This window comes from Brachybacterium sp. AOP42-C2-15, from assembly GCF_052377065.1.
GTDB lineage: Bacteria > Actinomycetota > Actinomycetes > Actinomycetales > Dermabacteraceae > Brachybacterium.
Window position 1 is genome coordinate 52161 of sequence record NZ_JBQSWK010000010.1, and the last position, 18866, is coordinate 71026.

Below are 18866 nucleotides of genomic sequence, written 5' to 3' on the forward strand. Positions count from 1 at the left end.
ATGCGAGGGATCATTCTGGCCGGCGGCACGGGGTCGCGACTGCACCCGTTGACGATCGGCGTCTCCAAACAGCTGATGCCGGTTCACGACAAGCCGATGATCTACTACCCGCTGAGCACACTGATGCTCGCCGGGATCCGGGACATCCTGGTCATCACCACCCCGGAGGACAGCGCCGCCTTCCGGCGGGTGCTCGGCGACGGAGAGCGTTTCGGCGTGAACCTTCAGTACACGGTCCAGCACAGTCCTGACGGCCTCGCCCAGGCGTTCACTCTCGGTGAGGAGTTCCTGGACGGCCAGAAGGCCGCGCTGGTGCTCGGCGACAATCTCTTCTACGGCCAGGGGATGGGGGCCCAGCTACGACGCCACCAGGATCTCGAGGGTGCCGCCGTCTTCGGCTATTGGGTGAAGGACCCCACCGCCTACGGCGTCGTGGAGATGAGCGAGGACGGCCGCGCCCTCTCCCTGGAGGAGAAGCCGACGGTCCCGCGGTCCAACCTCGCGGTGCCGGGGCTGTACTTCTATGACGAGACGGTCGTGGAGCGCGCGAAGGCGCTGACCCCCTCGGCCCGAGGCGAGCTGGAGATCACCGACCTGAACCGCGGCTATCTCGAGGACGGCGCCCTGAGCGTCGAGGTGCTCACCCGCGGCACGGCATGGCTGGACACCGGCACCTTCGGCGACCTCGCCGCCGCCGGCGACTTCATCCGCACCGTGCAGCAGAGGCAGGGCCTCTCCATCGGTGCTCCCGAAGAGGTCGCCTGGCGCATGGGCTACCTCAGCGACGCCGAGCTCCGCGAGCGCGCACTGCCGCTGATGAAGTCCGGATACGGCCGCTATCTGCTGGACGCGCTCGAGCGCGAGATCGCGGACCGTCCGCTGCACCTCCACCCCTCGGCAGCGGCGCTGCGGGCATCGGCATGACCGCCCGCCGGCTCCTGGTCACCGGCGGTGCCGGTTTCATCGGCTCCGCCTTCGTGCACCACGTCGTGGCTCATACCGATGACACCGTGACGGTGCTGGACAAGCTCACCTACGCCGGTCACCGAGCCTCTCTCGACGATCTGCCGACGCAGAGGGTGCAGCTGGTGGTGGGGGACGTGGCCGATCCGGCGGTGGTGGATCCGCTGGTGGCGTCGGCCGATGCCGTGGTGCATTTCGCGGCGGAGTCCCATAACGACAACTCGTTGTCCGATCCCTCGCCGTTCCTGCAGACGAACCTGGTGGGCACCTTCACCCTGCTGGAGGCGGTGCGACGGCACGGCACCAGGTTCCACCACATCTCGACGGACGAGGTGTACGGCGACCTGGCGCTGGACGACCCGCAGCGCTTCACCGAGTCCACGCCGTACAACCCGTCGAGTCCGTATTCGGCGACGAAGGCCGGGTCGGATCTTCTGGTGAGAGCGTGGGTGCGCTCGTTCGGGGTCGCGGCGACGATCTCGAACTGCTCGAACAACTACGGCCCCCGCCAGCACGTGGAGAAGTTCATTCCCCGCCAGATCACGAACCTGATCGACGGGATCCGGCCCCGCCTCTACGGCGCGGGGCTGAACGTGCGCGACTGGATCCATGCCGAGGACCACTCCAGCGCGGTGCTGCGGATCCTGGACGCTGGGGAGATCGGCCGGACGTACCTGATCGGGGCCGACGGAGAGAAGAGCAACAAGGAGGTCGTGGAGCTGATCCTGCAGATGATGGGCCGGGAGAGCGATGACTACGACCACGTCACCGACCGCCCCGGCCACGACCTGCGCTACGCGATCGACGCCACGGCACTGCGTGAGGAGCTGGACTGGTCCCCGCGGTTCCGGGACTTCGAGGCGGGCCTCGCGGCGACCATCCTGTGGTACCGCGACAATGAACAGTGGTGGCGACCGCAGAAGGCAGCCACTGAAGCGAAATACCAGCTCGCCGGCCAGTGACCACGGATGCCCCGTCGGTCCGAGCCCGTGACCGAGAGGACCCCATGACCGAGCTCGCAGTCCGCACCACCCCGATCCCGGGACTGCTGGTGATCGATCTTCCCGTGCACGGGGATGCTCGGGGCTGGTTCAAGGAGAACTGGCAGCGGCAGAAGATGGTCGCCGCGGGACTGCCGGACCTCGGGCCGGTGCAGAACAACATCTCCTACAACCAGGCCGTCGGGGTCACCCGCGGCATCCACGCCGAGCCCTGGGACAAGTACATCTCCGTCGCCACCGGGAAGGTGTTCGGGGCGTGGGTGGACCTGCGGGAAGGGCTGAGCTTCGGGACGACGTACTGGCACGAGATCACTCCCGAGGTCGCGATCTTCGTGCCCCGCGGCGTCGGCAACGCCTTCCAGACTCTCGAAGCACCCGCCGCCTACACCTATCTGGTCAACGACCACTGGTCCGCGGCCGCGCAGACGCAGTACACCTTCCTGCACCTGGCCGACGAGACTGCGGCGATACCTTGGCCGATCCCGCTGGAGCAGGCGGAGCTCTCGGCGAAGGACCACGCCCACCCGCGGCTCGCGGACGTCGTCCCGGTCCCGCCGCACCGCACCCTGGTGGTCGGTGGGGGAGGACAGCTCGGCCGGGCCCTGGCCGCGCGGTGGTCGGATCGCCACGACGTCGACGTCGTCGGCCGCGACCGGCTCGACCTCGCCGATCCGGGCTCCCTCGAGGCCTTCGATTTCGCCCCGTACGGCACGATCGTCAACGCCGCCGCCCACACTGCGGTGGACGCCGCCGAGACGCCCGAAGGCCGACGAGAAGCATGGGCGGTGAACGTCACCGGCGTCGGCCACCTGGTCGAAGCGGCCCGCACGCACCGGGCGACGCTCGTGCACGTCTCGAGCGACTACGTCTTCGACGGCGCGCACCCGGTGCACGACGAGACCGAGCCACCGAGCCCGCTGGGGGTGTACGGGCAGACCAAGGCCGCCGGCGACCAGCTCGTCGCGACCCTCCCGGACCACTACCTCGTGCGCACCAGCTGGGTGATCGGGGAGGGGAATAACTTCGTGGCCACCATGGTCGGCCTCGCCGAGCGCGGCATCGACCCCGCTGTGGTGGACGACCAGATCGGCCGCCTCACCTTCACCGTGGACCTCGCCGCCGCGATCGACCACCTGCTCACCACCCGACCGAGCCCCGGGACCTACAACGCCACGAACGACGGAGAGCCGCTCAGCTGGGCGCGCATCGCCGCCGAGGTCTTCGCCCTGACTGGCCACGACCCGGCGCGGGTGAGCTCCGTGAGCACCCATGAGTACTACGCCGGCAAGGACCGCATCGCCCAGCGCCCACCCAGTTCGACGCTCGACCTCACCAAACTCCGGGCCACCGGCCTCACTCCGCGGGACCAGCTCACGGCGCTGCGGGATCACCTCGCCGCATCCCTGGCACTCCCGAGCCGCTGATTCCCGTCTCGGACCGTCTGCCCATCATCCCGAGCAGCGACCGCTGTGGGAGCCTTCTGCCATGACGCACCTCCCCGCCGACAGTCACGTCCACAGCGAGTACTCCTGGGACACGGGAGGCCCCGACTCCGCCGCCCGCGGCACCATGGAGGCCACCTGCGCACGCGCGATGCGCATCGGCCTGCCCGCGCTGTTCTTCACCGAGCACCTCGACCTCGAGGACGCCTGGTTCAGCGACCCGGCGGACTTCGGTGACCACGAACGCCACCTGCTGGGGCCCGACGGTCGGGTCAGCGTCCCCCGCTTCGACGTCGACGGCTACTTCGAGAGCATCGACCGCTGCCGAGTGACATTCCCCGAGCTGCGGATCGGCACCGGGCTCGAGATCGGCCAGCCTCACCTGCGCCTGGAGGCCGTGCAGCAGCAGCTGGACCTCTCCCGCTTCGACCGTCTGCTCGGCTCGCTCCACACCCTCGAGATCGAGGAGGGCCGCGCCGAGCCGGACACCCTCTTCCGTCGCCTGCCGGCGGACGACGTGATCCGCCGCTACCTCGCCGGGGTCCCGGCTCTGGTGGCAGGTGACGAGCCCTTCGAGATCGTCACCCACCTCGACTACGCCCTGCGGTACTGGCCCGAGGAGCTCGAGGGGCCCGTCGATCCCCGGGACTTCGAGGACGAGTTCCGCACCGCGCTGCGCGCCATCGCCCGCAGCGGCCGCGCGCTGGAGATGAACACGCGACGGCTCTGGCCGTGGATGCCCCGGTGGTGGAGCGAGGAGGGAGGTCGGGCGATCAGCTTCGGCAGCGACGCGCATGCTCCCCGGGCCCTCGCCCACGGGTTCCCCGAGGCGGCCGCGATGGTCGAGGCCTTCGGGTTCCGGGCCGGTGCCACCCCCCAGGAGCTCTGGCGCCGCTGACCCGGGGCCGCGGTCGTCGACCACGGTCCCGGAGCGTTCAGAGAGGCACCACCAGCGGCCGTCCGCTCACCGGATGCTCGAGCACCGTGACCCGCTGGCGGTAGACCCGTTCGATCCGTTCCGGCGTCAGGACCTCCTCGGGCGTTCCCAGAGCAGTGAGCGCGCCCTCGGAGAACACGGCGAGCCGGTCGCAGTAGCGGGCCGCGAGGGAGAGATCGTGCAGCACCACCAGCACGCACCGGCCGTCGTCCGCGAGTGTGCGGGCGCGCCGCATCAGGGTCTCCTGATGGCGCAGGTCCAGGGCCGCGGTGGGTTCGTCCAGCAGGACGATCGCCGTGTCCTGGGTGAGGGTGCGGGCGAACACCGCCCGAGCCAGCTCCCCACCGGAGAGCGTGGTCACATCGCGCTCGGCCAGCTCCTGGATCTCGGCGGCGCGGAGCGAGGCGGCGATGAGCTGCTCGTCGCGGTCCGAGGCGTCGTGCGGGGCGCGGCCCATCTCCACCAGCTCATGCACGGTGAAGGAGAACGCCTGGCCGTGCTGCTGGGTCATCACCGAGCGCTGCCGGGCCAGGGGTTTGGCCGGCCAACGGTGCGGCGCGGTCCCGGCCAGCAGGATCTCGCCCTCGGAGGGCACCAGGTCCCCAGCCAGCAGGGACAGCATGGTGGACTTCCCCGCCCCGTTGGGGCCGACCAGTGCGACCAGTTCGCCGGGCGAGGCGTCGAAGCTCACCCCGTCCAGGAGCTGCGCCCCGCCGATGCGGAAGCCGACCTCGCGCACCTGCAGGCACGACGCCGGAGCCGTCGCTGCGCTCATAGCTGCACCGCCCGCGAGCGCAGCACCAGAGCGAGGAAGAACGGCGCGCCGAGCAGTGCGGTGAACAGTCCGATCGGCACCTCCGCCGGTGGGGCGACCACCCGGGAGAGGGTGTCGGCGACGACGATCAGCAGCCCTCCCAGCACGGCGGAGACCGGCAGCAGGGTGCGGTGCCCGGGCCCGCACAGCAGCCGCACGATGTGCGGGACCACCAGGCCGATGAAGCCGATGGTGCCCGTGAAGGCGACGGTGGTGCCCGTCAGCAGCGCGGTGATCACGATGACCAGGCGGCGGGTGGAGTTCACATCCAGTCCCAGGTGCTTCGCCTGTCGTTCTCCGAGGGTGAGCAGGTCCAGGCGCCGCGAGAGCGCGATCAGCAGGGCGATCCCCAGCAGCACCGGGATCGTCACCACCGCCAGCCGCACCCAGGTGATCGAGCCCAGTGAGCCCATCTGCCAGAACACCACGGACTCCAGCTCGTCATCATCGGCGGCGAAGGTGAAGAAGCCGGTGGCGGCCGCGAAACCGGCGCCCACGGCGATCCCCACGAGCAGCAGCCGGGCGGTGCCGGTGCCTGCGGACGGCCGGGCCAGGGCGTAGATCAGACCGGTCGCGAGCAGACCGCCGACGAAGGCGGAGGCCGGCACGATCCACGCCACCAGCGCTCCCGTGAGCGGGGGCAGCAGCACGATCGCGCCGACGGCACCGGTGGAGGCGCCGGCGCTGACGCCGATGATGCCGGGATCTGCGAGCGGGTTGCGGAACAGGCTCTGCAGGGCGGCGCCGGAGACGGCCAGCGCCGCCCCGGTGAGGGTCCCGAAGAGCACGCGCGGCATGCGCAGGTCCATGACCACCGTGGTCTCGAGCGCCCCGGAGCCCGCGCCGACGCCGAGGATCTCGCGCCCGGTGACCGCGAGCACGGTCGCGGGGGTGAGCTCGATCGGTCCGGAGCCGATCGCGAGCACGATCGCGATCAGCAGCACTCCTGCGGCGACGGGGAGTGCCGTGAGGAGCGGGATGCGGCGTGTTCGCTCGGTGCGGGTGCGGCTCACGCCGTGAGGTCGGCCAGCGCCTGGGCGAGTGCGAGCGCCCCGGCACCGACGGCGGAACCGGAGACCTTGATCTGCTCGCTGGGCATGAGCAGGAAGTTCGAGGCCTGCCCGGCGGGGGTCTGTGCGAGTGTGGGGAAGGCGGAGAGGAAGCCCTCGAGGCCGCCCCACTCCTCGAGGTCCCCGGTGCCGGTGATGAGGACATCGGGGGCGAGATCCAGCAGGCCCTCGTCGCTGAACTCGACCGAGTAGCCGCGCAGGCCCGCCTCCGCACCGCAGTTCACCGCGCCGACGGCCTCGAGGATGTCCGCGGCAGCGGTTCCCGTGCCCACCACCGCGTTCGCGCCGCCCGCGCCGGAGGAGGTCACCACCAGCACGCGCAGCTCCTTGGCCGCGTCCCCGGCGGCCGCGGAGGCCTGGGACAGCTGCTCCTCGACCGCGCCCGCCAGCTCCTCGGCGGACTCAGGATCGCCGATGAAGGTGCCGACGGTGCGGATCTTGTCCGCCACCGCCTGCTGGTCGTCGACCACCGCGGCGGAGAGCCCGGCGGAGCGGAACTGCTCGGCGACATCGCCATGACGCTTGACGTTGTTGCCGAGGAAGCAGGTGCCGTCCACGGAGAGCAGCCCCTCGGTGCCGGTCTGCTGGGAGAACTCGAACTGCTCGGGGGCGTCGAGTGCGGCCGGGGCCACGGAATTGGTGGGGGCGGCGTAGATCAGCGCGGAGAGTCCCATCGCCGCGAGCATGTCCGCGATGTCCTCGCCGCCGACGATGGTGCGCGAGAGGTCCTCGATGGTCACCTCAGCACCGGTGCCGTCGGTGACGGTGACCGGCAGCGCCGGGGCTGCGGAGACCGTCGGGGCACCCGTGCCGTCCACCCAGGTCCAGCCCTCGGGCAGATCCGTCGGTGCCCCGGCGGACGGGGCGCCCCCGGTGCCCCCTGCGTCCGAGGGACCCGAGTCGTCGCGGCCGGCGTCCGTGGGCTCGGCGGACCCGCAGGCGGCCAGGGCGGTGAGGGCGGCCAGAGCGGGGGCGGCGGCGAGCAGGTGGCGGCGGGGCAGAGGCATGAGGAAGCGGATCCTTGCTGGACGGGCGGGCGCACCCGCATGACGACGACCTTCGGTGAAAGGTGAGGCTAACCTTAGTGGCATCGCTGCAGGCTGGAGGTCGTCGGTGCCGTGATCGTCCTCACTGCGGCTGCGCTGCGGCTGCGCTGCGGAGCGCCAGTGGTGTCGTGCGGCTCGACGTCGACCCGCTCTCGCGGTGGGCGTGATGGCGGTCCTGCACCCTCGGTCCAGTGGTTGGGGTGACCTTGGCTTTCGCACAACCGATCGGTAGCCTGGGTGAGTCGTGGGGGACACCTGGGTGGGGAACTGTGGAGAAGCAGCGCGCTCTGACGCGCTCTGCTGCGCTGTCGAATCTGGGACCACGTCGCATCGAATCGCTCGACGACCCGGAAGGAACGCACATGTCTGTGCCTGGTGGGGGACAGTACCCGTCACAGGATCCGCATTCGCAGGATCCTCAGCCGCACACCGCAGGACCGTCGCAGGAGCCTCAGCAGGCCGGAGACCCGCAGCAGCAGGCACAGCAGCAGCCTCCGCAGCAGCAGCCTCCGCAGGAACAGGCGCAGCCGCAGGCAGGCCCGGCACCTCAGGCGGCGGGCGGTCCCGCGCTCCCGCCGCCGGCTCCTCAGTACGGCCAGCAGCCTCCGCAGAGTGCTCAGCCGCAGCCTGGGACGCCCGCCCCGCAGTACGGCTCCCCGGCCTCCGCGCCTCCGTACGGCTCCCCGGCGTCTGCCGCGCAGTTCGGCACTCCGGCGTCTGCTCCTCAGCACGGATCGCCGGCACCCCAGGGTGCTCCCGTCGGCCCGGGTTCCCCGGCGCCGCAGGGGGTCGCGCCGGCCCCGGTCGTCGCCACGGGGATGACCCCTGAGCAGCTGAAGCAGAAGCTCGACGCCGCCGGCCTGTCCAACCCGCTGCCGTCGCTCGCGGTCGGTGGCATCACCTACCTCGGCGGCATCCTCGTCTCCGTCCTGGCGATCGTGCTGCTCGCGATCGCAGCCGCGATCGCCGACATGGGGAACCCGGTCCAGGCCACGCTCGAGGGCATGGACATCTCTCCGGACGAGACCCTCAGCGGCCTCGCCTCCGCGCTGCGCTTCCCCTTCCAGCTGGTCGCGATGGCGATGCTGGGCTCCCTCGGCTTCAGCAAGACCTTCGACGGAGAGAGCCTCAGCGCCTCCATCCGCCTGCTGCCTGGCGTGGTCACCGTGGTGATGGTGCTGCTGAGCTTCTACGGCGGCCGCTTCGTGCAGCGCCGCCAGGCCGCCGGGAAGCTGGGCATCTGGGTCTCCGCCGCCCTCGCCGGCTTCGTGGTCGCCCTGGTCACGGTGATCGCCGCGCTGATCTTCGCGCAGCCGATCCCTGTCGACGAGGACATCACGCTGCGGCTGCACGCGGCAGGCTTCGACACCTTCTTCGGCGCGTTCCTCCTGCTCACCCTGGCGCACGCGCTCGGTCGGATCAGCCTGCGCGCGCGCCCGGCCTGGTGGCCGCTGGTCACCGACCTCACCGCGGGCTTCAAGCTCGCCCTCACCCATGCGCTGATCGTCACGGTGCTGGCCTTCGCAGGACTCACGGTGGCCACCACCATCCAGGCGCTGATCGACGGGGAGACCCCGCCGATGCTCTACGTGATCCTGCTGCTGCCGCTGCTGGGCGGCTACGTCCTGTCCTACCTCACGGGCCTGGACCTGCTGTCCGCGCTCGGCGTCTCGATCACCGGTCCCGAGCTGTTCGATGAGTTCGGCGTGACCGGAAGCGAGTTCTTCTCGGTCTTCTCGATGCCCTGGTACGCATGGCTGGGCGCGCTGGTGCTGATCCCTGTCGGACTGCTCCTGGCTGCGCTGCTGTGGCAGCATCAGCGGCAGGTGGTCCCCAACAATGTGGTCGCCCTCGCGATCTCGTGGGCTGCGCTGCCCGTGGTCTACTTCTTCGGCGCGCTCGGACTCATGATCCTCGCGCGGTTCTCGGCCACCGTGGGGTACTCCGGGTCGTTCGGGGACGGTGAGGTGATCGGTGCCTCGCTGGGCCTCGCCGCCTGGACCCCCCTGCTGGCGGGCCTGGCAGGCGTGATCGTGGAGCTCCTCTCGCGCTTCGTGACCCCGCTGGCAGCCCCCTTCATCCCGGCCAAGGTGCTGTCCTGGTTCCGGCGCCCGCTGGCCCCGGCCCTGGCGGGCACGGGTGCCGCGACCCTCGCTGCAGGCACCGCAGGAGCAACTGCGACCGATCAGGCTCTGGCGCCGAGCGCGCAGGGCGTTTCGACGGAGCCTGCGGACAGCGCTGCGCAGACCGGTGCCCCGCAGACCGGTGCGCCGGGTCTCGCGCCGACCGCGCAGTCCACGACCAGCAGCCCCTACGCCACTGTGCCGATGGGCGGCGGAGCCGCTGCGGTCGCGGCAGGACCGGCGGGCCAGGAGCAGGCTCCTGCCGCGCCCCTCTCGCCGAAGGCGCGCAAGCTCATGATCGGTGGCGGCATCGCCGTGGGTGGTGCCTTCGTGCTGCTGGTGGGGATCGCGATCGCGTTCAACGTCATCTCCTCCACCGTGTTCTCCCCGGAGAAGCGGGTCGAGGCGTATCTCGGCGCACTACAGGACGGGGACGCCGCCACGGCGGTGGAGATCTCGGCCCCGAACGCGCCGACGGCCCAGCAGGTGCTGTTGACCAACGCGATCGCCGGCTCTGCCGAGAACCGCATCAGCGGCTTCGAGATCGTCGACTCCGAGGAGTCCGGGGATGACAGCGTGAGGGTCACCGCGAAGGTGGTCCAGGACGGTGTCAGCACCACCCGCAACTTCTTCGTGGAGCGCAACGGACGCACCGCGCTGGTGTTCCCCGAATGGCGGATGGGCGAGACCGAGTACGCCTACCTCGAGCTGCAGATCCCGGAAGGGGCGAGCACCATCCTGGTCAACAGCCAGGAGGTGGCGGTGGAGAGCCTCGCCGCCGAGGGAGGCTACGCCGTGGCCGCAGTGCTCCCGGGTCAGTACACCGTGAGCCTGCCGGAGGTCTCGGAGTTCATCGGCTCCGAGGAGAGCCCGGTGTTCGTCTCCGCCGATCCGGAGGGCTGGTACGAGCTGTTCGCCGCCCCGACCTACACCCTGACCGAGGCCGGCACCGCCGAGGTCCAGTCCCAGGTCGACACCGCACTCGACGAGTGCGCGAAGTCCACCGAGTCCGCCCCCGAGAGCTGCCCCTTTGAGGCCTGGGCCAGCAGGATGGTCGAGGGCTCCGGCTCCTGGACCATCGACACCTACCCGACCGTGGAGATCGAGCCGACCCAAGAGGGGTGGAGCGTATCCAGCTACGACAGCCCGGGCGAAGCCACCTTCGCCTACCAGGAAAAGGGCTGGAGCGAGGAAGATGCCCCCACCGACGCGACGGACGTCTCGACGGTCCGCGTCTCGGGAAGCGTGACCCTCGCCGAGGACGGCACCCTCACGGTGGACCTCTCGGAGGATGGCTGGTGAGCTGACCGCTGAGAGGTCCTGAAGGACCGTCGGCGCAGCCTCGCCCGCTCCCGCAGAACCCGGCCCCGGCCCCCATGAAAGGGGTCGGGGCCGGGTTCTGTGCACTCCGGTGCGTCCGGCTGGCTCAGCCCATGCGCTGGTCGCTCTCAGACCGCGCCAGGTCGCCGTGAGCGCGAACGGATCCTGGATGACCGCGACGAAAATGTCCAGCCCCACGACGGTGCGCTGCCCGGTGACCGGGCCCAGGTAGGAGAATCTGTTCCCCAGGGCGATCACGAAGCGGTGAACGGCGAAGAAACCGACCAGCAGGAACGCGGGGATCAGAAAGGAGGTGAGCCAGTGACTTCTCGCCCTCGAGGGCCAGCTGCAGCTGACTGCGCAGGGTGCGGGGCTTCGCGCGACGAGGTCGCCCGTGATGCACTGATCCCCGGCCTTGATCGTCGCCGCACCTCTGAGGCCGCGGAGCCGGAGCTGGAACATTCCGAAGAAAGCGTCTGAGCAGGACACAATACGAGCGCCCCGGTCCCGGGGCACGAGGACGAGGAGGAGCAATGCGCGCACTGCGCAAGGTCGCACCCGGTGCCGGGCTGGAGTGGACGACGGTCGAGGAGCCCGGGTGCGGGCCCTGGGACGTCAAGGTGCGGGTGCTGCGTGCCGGCATCTGCGGCACCGACCTGCACATCCTGGCCTGGGATGCCTCGGCAGAGTCGATGTGCGACACGGTGCCCTTCACTCCTGGCCATGAGTTCTACGGCGAGGTCGTCGAGGTGGGGGAGGAGGTCAGCGACGTGCGCGTCGATGATCGCATCTCCGGAGAGGGCCATGTGGTGTGCGGGACCTGCCGCAACTGCCGTGCCGGCCGTCGCCAGATGTGCATCCGCACCCGCTCCGTGGGGGTCCAGCGCGATGGCGCCTTCGCCGAGTACGTCACGGTCCCGCACCAGAACGTGTGGGTGCATGAGCACGACGGCGGCGAAGAGCTGATCAGCCCCGAGCTCGGCGCCGTCTTCGACCCGCTGGGCAATGCGGTGCACACCGCGCTGAAGTTCCCGGTGGTCGGCGAGGACGTGCTGATCACCGGAGCCGGACCGATCGGGCAGATGGCCGCGGCCGTCGTCCGCCACGCCGGCGCCCGCTACATCACCATCACCGACGTCTCCCCGCAGCGCCTGGAGATGACGGAGGGCTGCGGAGCTGATCTGGTCCTGGACGTGGCCAGCATGAAGGTGCGCGACGCCCAGCGCAGCCTGGGCATGCGGGAGGGCTTCGACGTGGGGCTCGAGATCTCCGGGCAGGCCCGGGCCCTGCAGGAGATGATCGAGAACATGAACCACGGCGGCAAGATCGCGCTGCTGGGCCTGCCCTCTCAGCAATTCGAGATCGACTGGACCATGGTCGTGACCCGCATGCTCACCCTGCAGGGGATCTACGGCCGCGAGATGTTCGAGACCTGGAACGCGATGTCCGCGATGCTCAGCACCTCCGAGGTGCTGCGCGCCGCGATCACCCGCACCATCACGGACGTGCTCCCTGCCACCGAGTGGGAGCACGGCTTCGAGATCGCCAAGGCCGGCACCGCTGGCAAGGTCGTGCTGGACTGGAGCATGCTGGACGACTGACCCGCCCGACCCACCAGCCCCGCCATCCCCGCCGGACCCGCCCGACCCGCCCGACCCGCCCGACCCGCCCGACCCGCCCGACCCGTCCGTCCCGCCCTCTCCGTCGGCCGCCCGTCACCCCAACTTGCCGACCCTCACTTCCGCCACGACCGGAAACGTTCCAGCGACGTGGAACCTTTCCGGTCGTGGCGGAAGGATCACCCTCGGATCACCCTCTCTGGAAGGACCCCACCCCGATGTACACCGACCTCAAGGACCAGCTGACCGCCGAGCTCACCGAGATCGAGCAGGCCGGCACCTTCAAGCACGAGCGTGTCATCTCCACCCCGCAGGCCGGCCGGATCACCGCCGGTCCCGTGGGCCGCGGGGGCGCCGAGGTGCTGAACTTCTGCGCCAACAACTATCTCGGCCTCGCCGATCATCCCGAGATCGTCGTGAGCGCGAAGCGGGCCCTGGACGAGCGGGGCTTCGGCATGGCCTCGGTGCGCTTCATCTGCGGCACCCAGGACCTTCACCTGCAGCTCGAGGCCGCTGTCTCCGGTTTCCTCGGCACCGAGGCCACGATCCTGTTCTCCTCCTGTTTCGACGCCAACGGCGCCGTGTTCGAGCCGCTGTTCGGCAAGGAGGACGCGATCATCTCCGACGAGCTGAACCACGCCTCCCTGATCGACGGGATCCGGCTGTCCAAGGCGGCCCGCTTCCGCTATCGCAACGCCGACCTCGCGGACCTCCGCACCCAGCTCGAGGCCGCCGCGGCACTGCGGGAGGGCAAGGGCGCGCGCCGCACCGTCATCGTCACCGACGGCGTCTTCTCGATGGACGGCTACCTCGCCCCGCTGCCGGGCATCTGCGATCTCGCCGAGGAGTTCGGGGCGCTGGTGATGGTGGACGACTCCCACGCCGTCGGCTTCATGGGTGCGACCGGCGCGGGCACACCCGAGCATTTCGGGGTCTCCGAGCGCATCGACATCTACACCGGCACCTTCGGGAAGGCGCTCGGCGGCGCGAGCGGCGGGTACGTCTCCGGCCGGCGCGAGATCGTGGCGATGCTGCGCCAGAAGGGCCGCCCCTACCTGTTCTCCAACTCGCTGGCCCCCTCGATCGTCTCCGCGACCCTCACCGCGCTCGAGCTGGTCGCGGGCAGCGCCGAGCTGCGCGGCACCCTGTTCCGCAACGCCGAGCTGTTCCGCCGCCGGATGAGCGAGGAGGGCTTCGAGCTGCTGCCGGGGGAGCACGCGATCGTGCCGGTGATGTTCGGAGACGCCGCACTGGCCGGCCGGATCGCCGACGCGATGCTCGAGCACGGCGTCTATGTCACGGCCTTCTCCTATCCCGTGGTCCCGCAGGGCAAGGCCCGGATCCGGGTGCAGCTCTCCGCCGCCCACACCGACGCGGATGTCGAGGCCGCGGTGCAGGCGTTTGTCGACTCGCGCGCGGCGGTCGAGCAGGGATGAGCCCGGGTGCGGCCGGGCCTCAGCTGCCCAGCCGCATCCAGTCGTCGGTGCGTACGCGCAGGCCCAGGCTCACTGCGCGCAGCACCATGAACAAGAAGTTGCAGGCCAGCCACAGCATCGCGAGACCCAGCGGCCCTGCCGGTGCCCACCAGGCCACCAGGACGGCGCCGGGCAGGATCGCGATCGCGATCAGGCTGCCCACCTTGGCGAGGTAGGGGGCGTCGCCCGCGCCCATCAGCACTCCGTCCAGCACGAAGACATAGCCGGCGATCGGCTGGGTGATCACGAGCACCCACAGTGCGGCGCGCAGGTGCTCCTGCACGGCGACGTCGGGGGTGAACAGCTCGGGAACCACGTAGCTCCCGGCCAGCAGCAGCACGGCGACCACCGCGCCGCCGCCCACGCCCCAGGTCATCAGGCGCCGAGTCACGGCGTGCACGGTGCCGGGATCCGAAGCGCCCAGGTAGCGGCCGGTGAGGGCCTGGCCGGCGATCGCGAGGGAGTCCAGCGCCAGGGAGAGCACCGTGAACACGGTCATGGCGAGCTGATGCGCGGCCAGCTGCACCTCGCCCAGACCGGTCGCGACCACGGTCGCGGCGATCACCACCACTCGCAGCCCGAGCGTGCGCACGAACATCGGCACCGCGTCCCGGCCCACGGCCACCAGGTTGCTCAGGTGCGGGGTGAGGGCGATCCCTTCACGGCGGGCGCGGTGGATGATCACGGCGAGCAGCACGGCCACCATGCCCCATTGGCTGATGATGGTGCCGATCGCGGACCCGGCGATCCCCAGGTCCAGCCCGAAGATCAGCACCCAGTTCAAGGGGATGTTCACCAGCGCGCCACCGACGGCCACCACCAGGGGCAGCTTCGCGTCCTGCAGGCCGCGCACCAGGCCGGTCGCGGCCTGCACGGCGAGCATCGCGGGCAGGCCGAAAGCGCTGATGCGCAGGTAGATCACCGCTTCGGCCAGCACCTCGGGCGAGGGCCCGAAGGCCGCGAGCAGCGGCTTCCCGGCCACCACCAGCAGGAGCGTCGAGGCGGCACCGACGACGAGCGCGAGCCAGCAGGCGTCGATCCCGCGGGAGATCGCCTCCCGGCTGCGGCCGGCGCCGAAGGAGCGGGCCACAGCCGCGGTCGTGGAGTAGGCCAGGAAGATCGCCAGGCCCACGATGGTGGTGAGCACCGTCGAGGCCAGGCCCAGGCCGGCGAGCGAGGTGGTCGAGACCCGTGCGATGAAGGCCGAGTCCGCGAGGAGGAACAGCGGTTCGGCCACGAGCGCGCCGAGGCTCGGGATCGCCAGGACCAGGATCTGCCGGTCGACGGTGCGCCGCGCACGCTCCTCGCGCGGGGAGTCGTCGGAGGAGGGACCGGAGGGCACCCCTCCATTGTGCGTCGTGATCTCCTCTCTTCGTCGGATCCGTTCTCGCAGGTTCCCGTGAGAAGGTTCTTGCGGAAGACTCGACGCCAGGGCCGCAGGGCGAGGCGGCGGGCCGCACCGCCACCCGCCGCGCACCCCTGAGGAGCAGGATGAACCGCCTGGCCACGCTGAGCCTGAACAATCGGTCCTTCATCGCACTGGTGTGCATCGCCGTGTCGATCATCGGCGTGTTCGTCATGACCACGATGCGCCAGGAGCTGATCCCCTCGGTGTCGCTCCCGCAGATCCAGGTGATGACCGTCTCCCCGGGCTCCTCCTCCGAGCAGGTCCGGGACCGCATCACCTCTCCTGTCGAGCAGTCGCTGAGCGGGCTCGAGAACGTCGAGGCGACCTCCTCGAGCTCGCAGGCGGGCATGTCCATGGTCACCGTCGAGCTCACCTACGGCGTGGACGTCTCCCGGGCGTCCAACCAGGTCGACGCCGCGCTGACCCGCATCGAAGGCGAGCTGCCCGAGGATGCCGATCCGCAGGTCATCTCCGGTGGCACCAGCGACCTGCCGGCCGTGGTGCTGTCCGTCTCCTCGGACCTGGACCCCTCCGACCTCGCCTCCCGGCTCGAGACGTCGGTCCGGCCGGAGCTCGAGCGGGTGGGCGGGGTCTCCTCGGTCGCCGTGATCGGCGCCCCGGAGGAGATCGTGCGGATCACCCCGGATGAGGCCGCCCTGGCGGAGCACGGCCTCACCGAGGACGACATCACCACCGCGCTGGACGCGAGCGGTCTCTCGCTGCCCGGCGGTTCCGTCGTCGATGGTGACCGCACCATGGACGTGGTGCTCGGCCAGGGCGTGGAGAGCATCGAGAGCCTCGAGGCGATCGTGCTGATGCCCGCCGAAGGCAGTCAGCAGGGCGATGAGGGCCAGGAGGGCCAGCAGGGGGAAGAGGGCCAGCGGGGCCCGGACGGCCAGCAGCTGCCTGACGCCCAGCCCCAGCAGCCCGCTCAGCCGGTCGCCCTCTCCGAGGTCGCCACCGTCGAGCGCGCCACACAGGAGGCCACCTCGATCTCCCGCACCAACGGGCGCGAGTCCCTGGTGCTGATGGTCACCGCGACCGTCGACGGGAACGTCGTGGACGTCTCCGAGGGTGTCGAGGGGGTCCTTGCGGACACCCTCGCGGGCGTCGGCGGGAACGCCGAGGCCGACGTCGTCTTCGACCAGGCCCCCTTCATCCAGGAGTCGATCCTCGCGCTCGCCGAGGAGGGCCTGCTGGGCCTGCTCTTCGCCGTCGGCGTGATCCTGCTGTTCTTGCGCCGGGTGCGGCCGACGGTCGTCACCGCGATCTCGATCCCGACCTCGCTGCTGATCGCCTTCATCGGCATGTACGTCACCGGGTACACGCTGAACATGCTCACCCTAGCGGCGCTGACGATCTCGATCGGCCGCGTGGTCGACGACTCGATCGTGGTCATCGAGAACATCACCCGGCACCTCGCCTACGGCAAGACCAAACGCAGAGCGATCCTCGACGGCGTCAAGGAGGTCGCCGGCGCCATCACCGCCTCGACCCTCGCCACCGTGGTGGTGTTCCTGCCGATCGCGGTGGTCGCCGGGATGGCCGGGGAGCTGTTCCGGCCCTTCGCCCTGACCGTCGGCATCGCGATGCTGTCCTCGCTGCTGGTGGCGCTGACCATCGTGCCGGTGCTCGCCTACTGGTTCCTCAAGGTGCCCAAGGGGCATGAGGACATCGACCCCGACGATCCCGCGCAGGCAGCGGCGATCCAGGAGCAGTCCGAGGCGAAGGAGGAGCGCACCTGGCTGCACCGGATGTACGCGCCGCTGCTGCGCCTGGTGCTGGACACCCTGCCGCGCCGACTCGCCACGATCGCGGTCTCGATCGGGATCCTGGTGGGCACCGTCTTCCTGATCCCGCTGGTGAACATCAGCTTCCTGGGCGACACCGGGCAGAACATCGCCTCCCTCACCCAGACCCTCCCCGCCGGCACCAGCCTCGAGCAGTCCTCGGACAAGGCCACCGAGAGCGAGGAGGCGCTGCTGGAGATCGACGGCGTGCAGACCGTGCAGACCACCATCGGTGGCGGCCAGTTCGGCTTCGGCGGCGGCGCGGGGAACGAGGTCAGCTTCTCGATCACGACCGACGCCGACGCCGATCAGACGGCACTGCTGGACGACATGGTCGCGGCCCTCGAAGCGCTGCCCGAGGCCGGCACCATCGAGGCCGCGGACATCGCCTCGCCCACCGGCTCCAGCTCGGTGGACATCCTCATCACCGGGCCCACCCCCGCAGACCGCCAGGCCGCGAACGACGCGATCCTCGCCGAGCTCGACCCGCTGCCCAGCGGCGTGGCCGAGGTGGGCAGCGACCTGCAGGCCGACCAGCCCACCGCAGTGGTCACCGTGGATCGCGAGGCCGCCGCACAGCGCGGGCTCACCGAGGAGGCCGTGATCGGACTGGTCGCCCAGCAGATGTACCCCGGCGCGATCGGGTCCATCACCCTGGACGACAACGAGCTGGACATCTATGTCGCCGGCGGCGAGAGCATCGATACCTTCACCCAGCTGAAGGACCTGAAGCTGATGGGTGCCATCCCGCTGCAGGACGTCGCGACCGTCGAGGAGCAGCTCTCGCGCCCCTCGATCGCGACCCAGGACGGCCTGGAGACCGTGACGGTCTCGCTCACCCCCGCGGGTGAGGACGTCTCCGTCGCGACCGCCGCCGCGAACGATGCGATCGACAGCGCGGAGCTGCCCGAGGGCGTCGAGGCGACGATCGGCGGCACCGCCGCGGACATCGACGAGACCTTCGGTCAGCTCGGCATCGCCATGCTCGCCGCGATCCTGCTGGTGTACGTGCTGCTGGTGTGGATCTTCAAGTCCCTGATCCAGCCGCTGATCCTGCTGGTCTCGATCCCCTTCGCCGCCACTGGCGCCCTGGGCCTGCTGGTCATCACCGGGGTGCCGCTGGGACTCGCCTCGATGATCGGCCTGCTGATGCTGGTAGGCATCGTGGTCACCAACGCGATCGTGCTGATCGACCTGGTCAACCAGTACCGACGGCACGGGATGACGCTGGACGAGGCCCTGCATCTGGGCGCCGCCAAGCGGCTGCGCCCGATCCTGATGACCGCCGCCGCAACCATCTTCGCGCTGATCCCGATGGCTCTGGGCATCACCGGCAACGGCGGCTTCATCGCCCAGCCCCTGGCCGTGGTGGTCATCGGCGGCCTGATCTCCTCGACCCTGCTGACCCTCGTGATCGTCCCGGTGCTCTACCGCATCGCCGAGGGCCCGGGGGAGCGGAAGCGGCTGCGTGAGGAGGCGCGGCTGGGACAGCTGCGCGAGAGCCGTGCGCAGGCCGAGAACCAGAAGCGGGAGCGCCGCGAGGCCGAGCAGCGGTCGCAGGCGCGAACTGCGTGGGGCGAGGCCGGACCGGCAGGAGAAGACCCTGCTCGCCGCGACGATCGTCCCGGTGGTCCTGACCATCTGGGTGGCGCTGACCACCCTGGCGGCGCTGATCGTCGCGGTGGCGCTGACCGTCCCGGTGGGACCGTGGTCACGAGCCTCGAGACGGGCGCCCATGGCCGCCGCCGGTCCCTCAAGGAGCGCGGCGGACTGGTCGGGATCGTGAAGCGGCGGCTCGGGCGGGGCTGACGGAACGCGCGGCCCTCCCCGCCTCAGCCCCCTCGCCTACCATTCCCCT

12 protein-coding genes are annotated in these 18866 nt (G+C 70.5%); 8 read left to right on the forward strand and 4 right to left on the reverse strand.

Features of this window, described 5'->3' with window-relative positions:
• From rfbA to ACT3SQ_RS07490, 4 genes are all read left to right on the forward strand, one after another.
• Positions 1-924: a glucose-1-phosphate thymidylyltransferase RfbA gene (rfbA, locus tag ACT3SQ_RS07475; protein WP_444601009.1), complete on the forward strand. Its 924-nt coding sequence runs from the start codon at positions 1-3 to the stop codon at positions 922-924.
• On the forward strand, positions 921-1925 hold the full coding sequence (rfbB, locus tag ACT3SQ_RS07480; protein ID WP_444601010.1) for a dTDP-glucose 4,6-dehydratase: 1005 nt from the start codon (positions 921-923) through the stop codon (positions 1923-1925). The genes rfbA and rfbB overlap by 4 nt, the downstream gene beginning before the upstream one ends.
• 44 nt (positions 1926-1969) lie before the next feature.
• A complete protein-coding gene (locus ACT3SQ_RS07485; protein ID WP_444601011.1) occupies positions 1970-3388 on the forward strand; it encodes a sugar nucleotide-binding protein in 1419 nt (472 codons plus the stop codon).
• 61 nt (positions 3389-3449) lie between these two features.
• Complete coding sequence (locus tag ACT3SQ_RS07490; RefSeq protein ID WP_444601012.1) at positions 3450-4304, forward strand: PHP domain-containing protein; 855 nt, start codon at positions 3450-3452, stop codon at positions 4302-4304.
• A 37-nt stretch (positions 4305-4341) separates the two neighbouring features.
• Here ACT3SQ_RS07490 and ACT3SQ_RS07495 read toward each other — a convergent pair whose 3' ends face one another.
• Genes ACT3SQ_RS07495 through ACT3SQ_RS07505 form a run of 3 tightly spaced genes read right to left on the reverse strand, consistent with a single transcriptional unit; the run spans position 4342 to position 7234 of the window.
• The gene (locus ACT3SQ_RS07495) at positions 4342-5118 is read right to left on the reverse strand and encodes a heme ABC transporter ATP-binding protein (protein WP_444601013.1); all 777 of its coding nucleotides are present in this window, start codon (positions 5116-5118) and stop codon (positions 4342-4344) included.
• Positions 5115-6170, reverse strand: coding sequence for a FecCD family ABC transporter permease (locus tag ACT3SQ_RS07500; protein ID WP_444601014.1), 1056 nt, complete (start codon positions 6168-6170; stop codon positions 5115-5117). The genes ACT3SQ_RS07495 and ACT3SQ_RS07500 overlap by 4 nt, the downstream gene beginning before the upstream one ends.
• The gene (locus ACT3SQ_RS07505; RefSeq protein WP_444601015.1) at positions 6167-7234 is read right to left on the reverse strand and encodes an ABC transporter substrate-binding protein; all 1068 of its coding nucleotides are present in this window, start codon (positions 7232-7234) and stop codon (positions 6167-6169) included. Before ACT3SQ_RS07505 ends, ACT3SQ_RS07500 begins: the two co-directional genes overlap by 4 nt.
• An 857-nt stretch (positions 7235-8091) precedes the next feature.
• Between ACT3SQ_RS07505 and ACT3SQ_RS07510 the strand changes: the two genes are divergently transcribed.
• The 3 genes from ACT3SQ_RS07510 (at position 8092) to ACT3SQ_RS07520 (ending at position 13771) form a co-directional block, all read left to right on the forward strand.
• Entirely contained in the window at positions 8092-10698 is a 2607-nt protein-coding gene (locus ACT3SQ_RS07510) for a hypothetical protein (protein ID WP_444601016.1), read from the forward strand.
• 551 nt (positions 10699-11249) lie between these two features.
• Positions 11250-12317 (forward strand): L-threonine 3-dehydrogenase, encoded by a 1068-nt coding sequence (gene tdh, locus ACT3SQ_RS07515; protein ID WP_444601017.1) that lies wholly within the window; start codon positions 11250-11252, stop codon positions 12315-12317.
• Between the two features lie 236 nt (positions 12318-12553).
• On the forward strand, positions 12554-13771 hold the full coding sequence (locus tag ACT3SQ_RS07520; RefSeq protein WP_444601018.1) for a glycine C-acetyltransferase: 1218 nt from the start codon (positions 12554-12556) through the stop codon (positions 13769-13771).
• Positions 13772-13790: 19 nt separating this feature from the next.
• On the opposite strand, the gene ACT3SQ_RS07525 is transcribed toward ACT3SQ_RS07520, so the two are convergent.
• The gene (locus ACT3SQ_RS07525; protein WP_444601019.1) at positions 13791-15152 is read right to left on the reverse strand and encodes an MATE family efflux transporter; all 1362 of its coding nucleotides are present in this window, start codon (positions 15150-15152) and stop codon (positions 13791-13793) included.
• Positions 15153-15301: 149 nt separating this feature from the next.
• Here ACT3SQ_RS07525 and ACT3SQ_RS07530 point away from each other — a divergent pair, with 149 nt between their 5' ends.
• Complete coding sequence (locus ACT3SQ_RS07530) at positions 15302-18817, forward strand: efflux RND transporter permease subunit (protein ID WP_444601020.1); 3516 nt, start codon at positions 15302-15304, stop codon at positions 18815-18817.
• The last annotated feature ends 49 nt before the right edge of the window (positions 18818-18866 follow it).

Coding starts and splice junctions, on each gene's coding strand:
- rfbA (WP_444601009.1), top strand. CDS start 1: ATGCGAGGGATCATTCTGGCCGGCGGCACGGGGTCGCGACTGCACCCG.
- rfbB (WP_444601010.1), top strand. CDS start 921: ATGACCGCCCGCCGGCTCCTGGTCACCGGCGGTGCCGGTTTCATCGGC.
- ACT3SQ_RS07485 (WP_444601011.1), top strand. CDS start 1,970: ATGACCGAGCTCGCAGTCCGCACCACCCCGATCCCGGGACTGCTGGTG.
- ACT3SQ_RS07490 (WP_444601012.1), top strand. CDS start 3,450: ATGACGCACCTCCCCGCCGACAGTCACGTCCACAGCGAGTACTCCTGG.
- ACT3SQ_RS07495 (WP_444601013.1), bottom strand. CDS start 5,118: ATGAGCGCAGCGACGGCTCCGGCGTCGTGCCTGCAGGTGCGCGAGGTC.
- ACT3SQ_RS07505 (WP_444601015.1), bottom strand. CDS start 7,234: ATGCCTCTGCCCCGCCGCCACCTGCTCGCCGCCGCCCCCGCTCTGGCC.
- ACT3SQ_RS07510 (WP_444601016.1), top strand. CDS start 8,092: ATGACCCCTGAGCAGCTGAAGCAGAAGCTCGACGCCGCCGGCCTGTCC.
- tdh (WP_444601017.1), top strand. CDS start 11,250: ATGCGCGCACTGCGCAAGGTCGCACCCGGTGCCGGGCTGGAGTGGACG.
- ACT3SQ_RS07520 (WP_444601018.1), top strand. CDS start 12,554: ATGTACACCGACCTCAAGGACCAGCTGACCGCCGAGCTCACCGAGATC.
- ACT3SQ_RS07530 (WP_444601020.1), top strand. CDS start 15,302: ATGAACCGCCTGGCCACGCTGAGCCTGAACAATCGGTCCTTCATCGCA.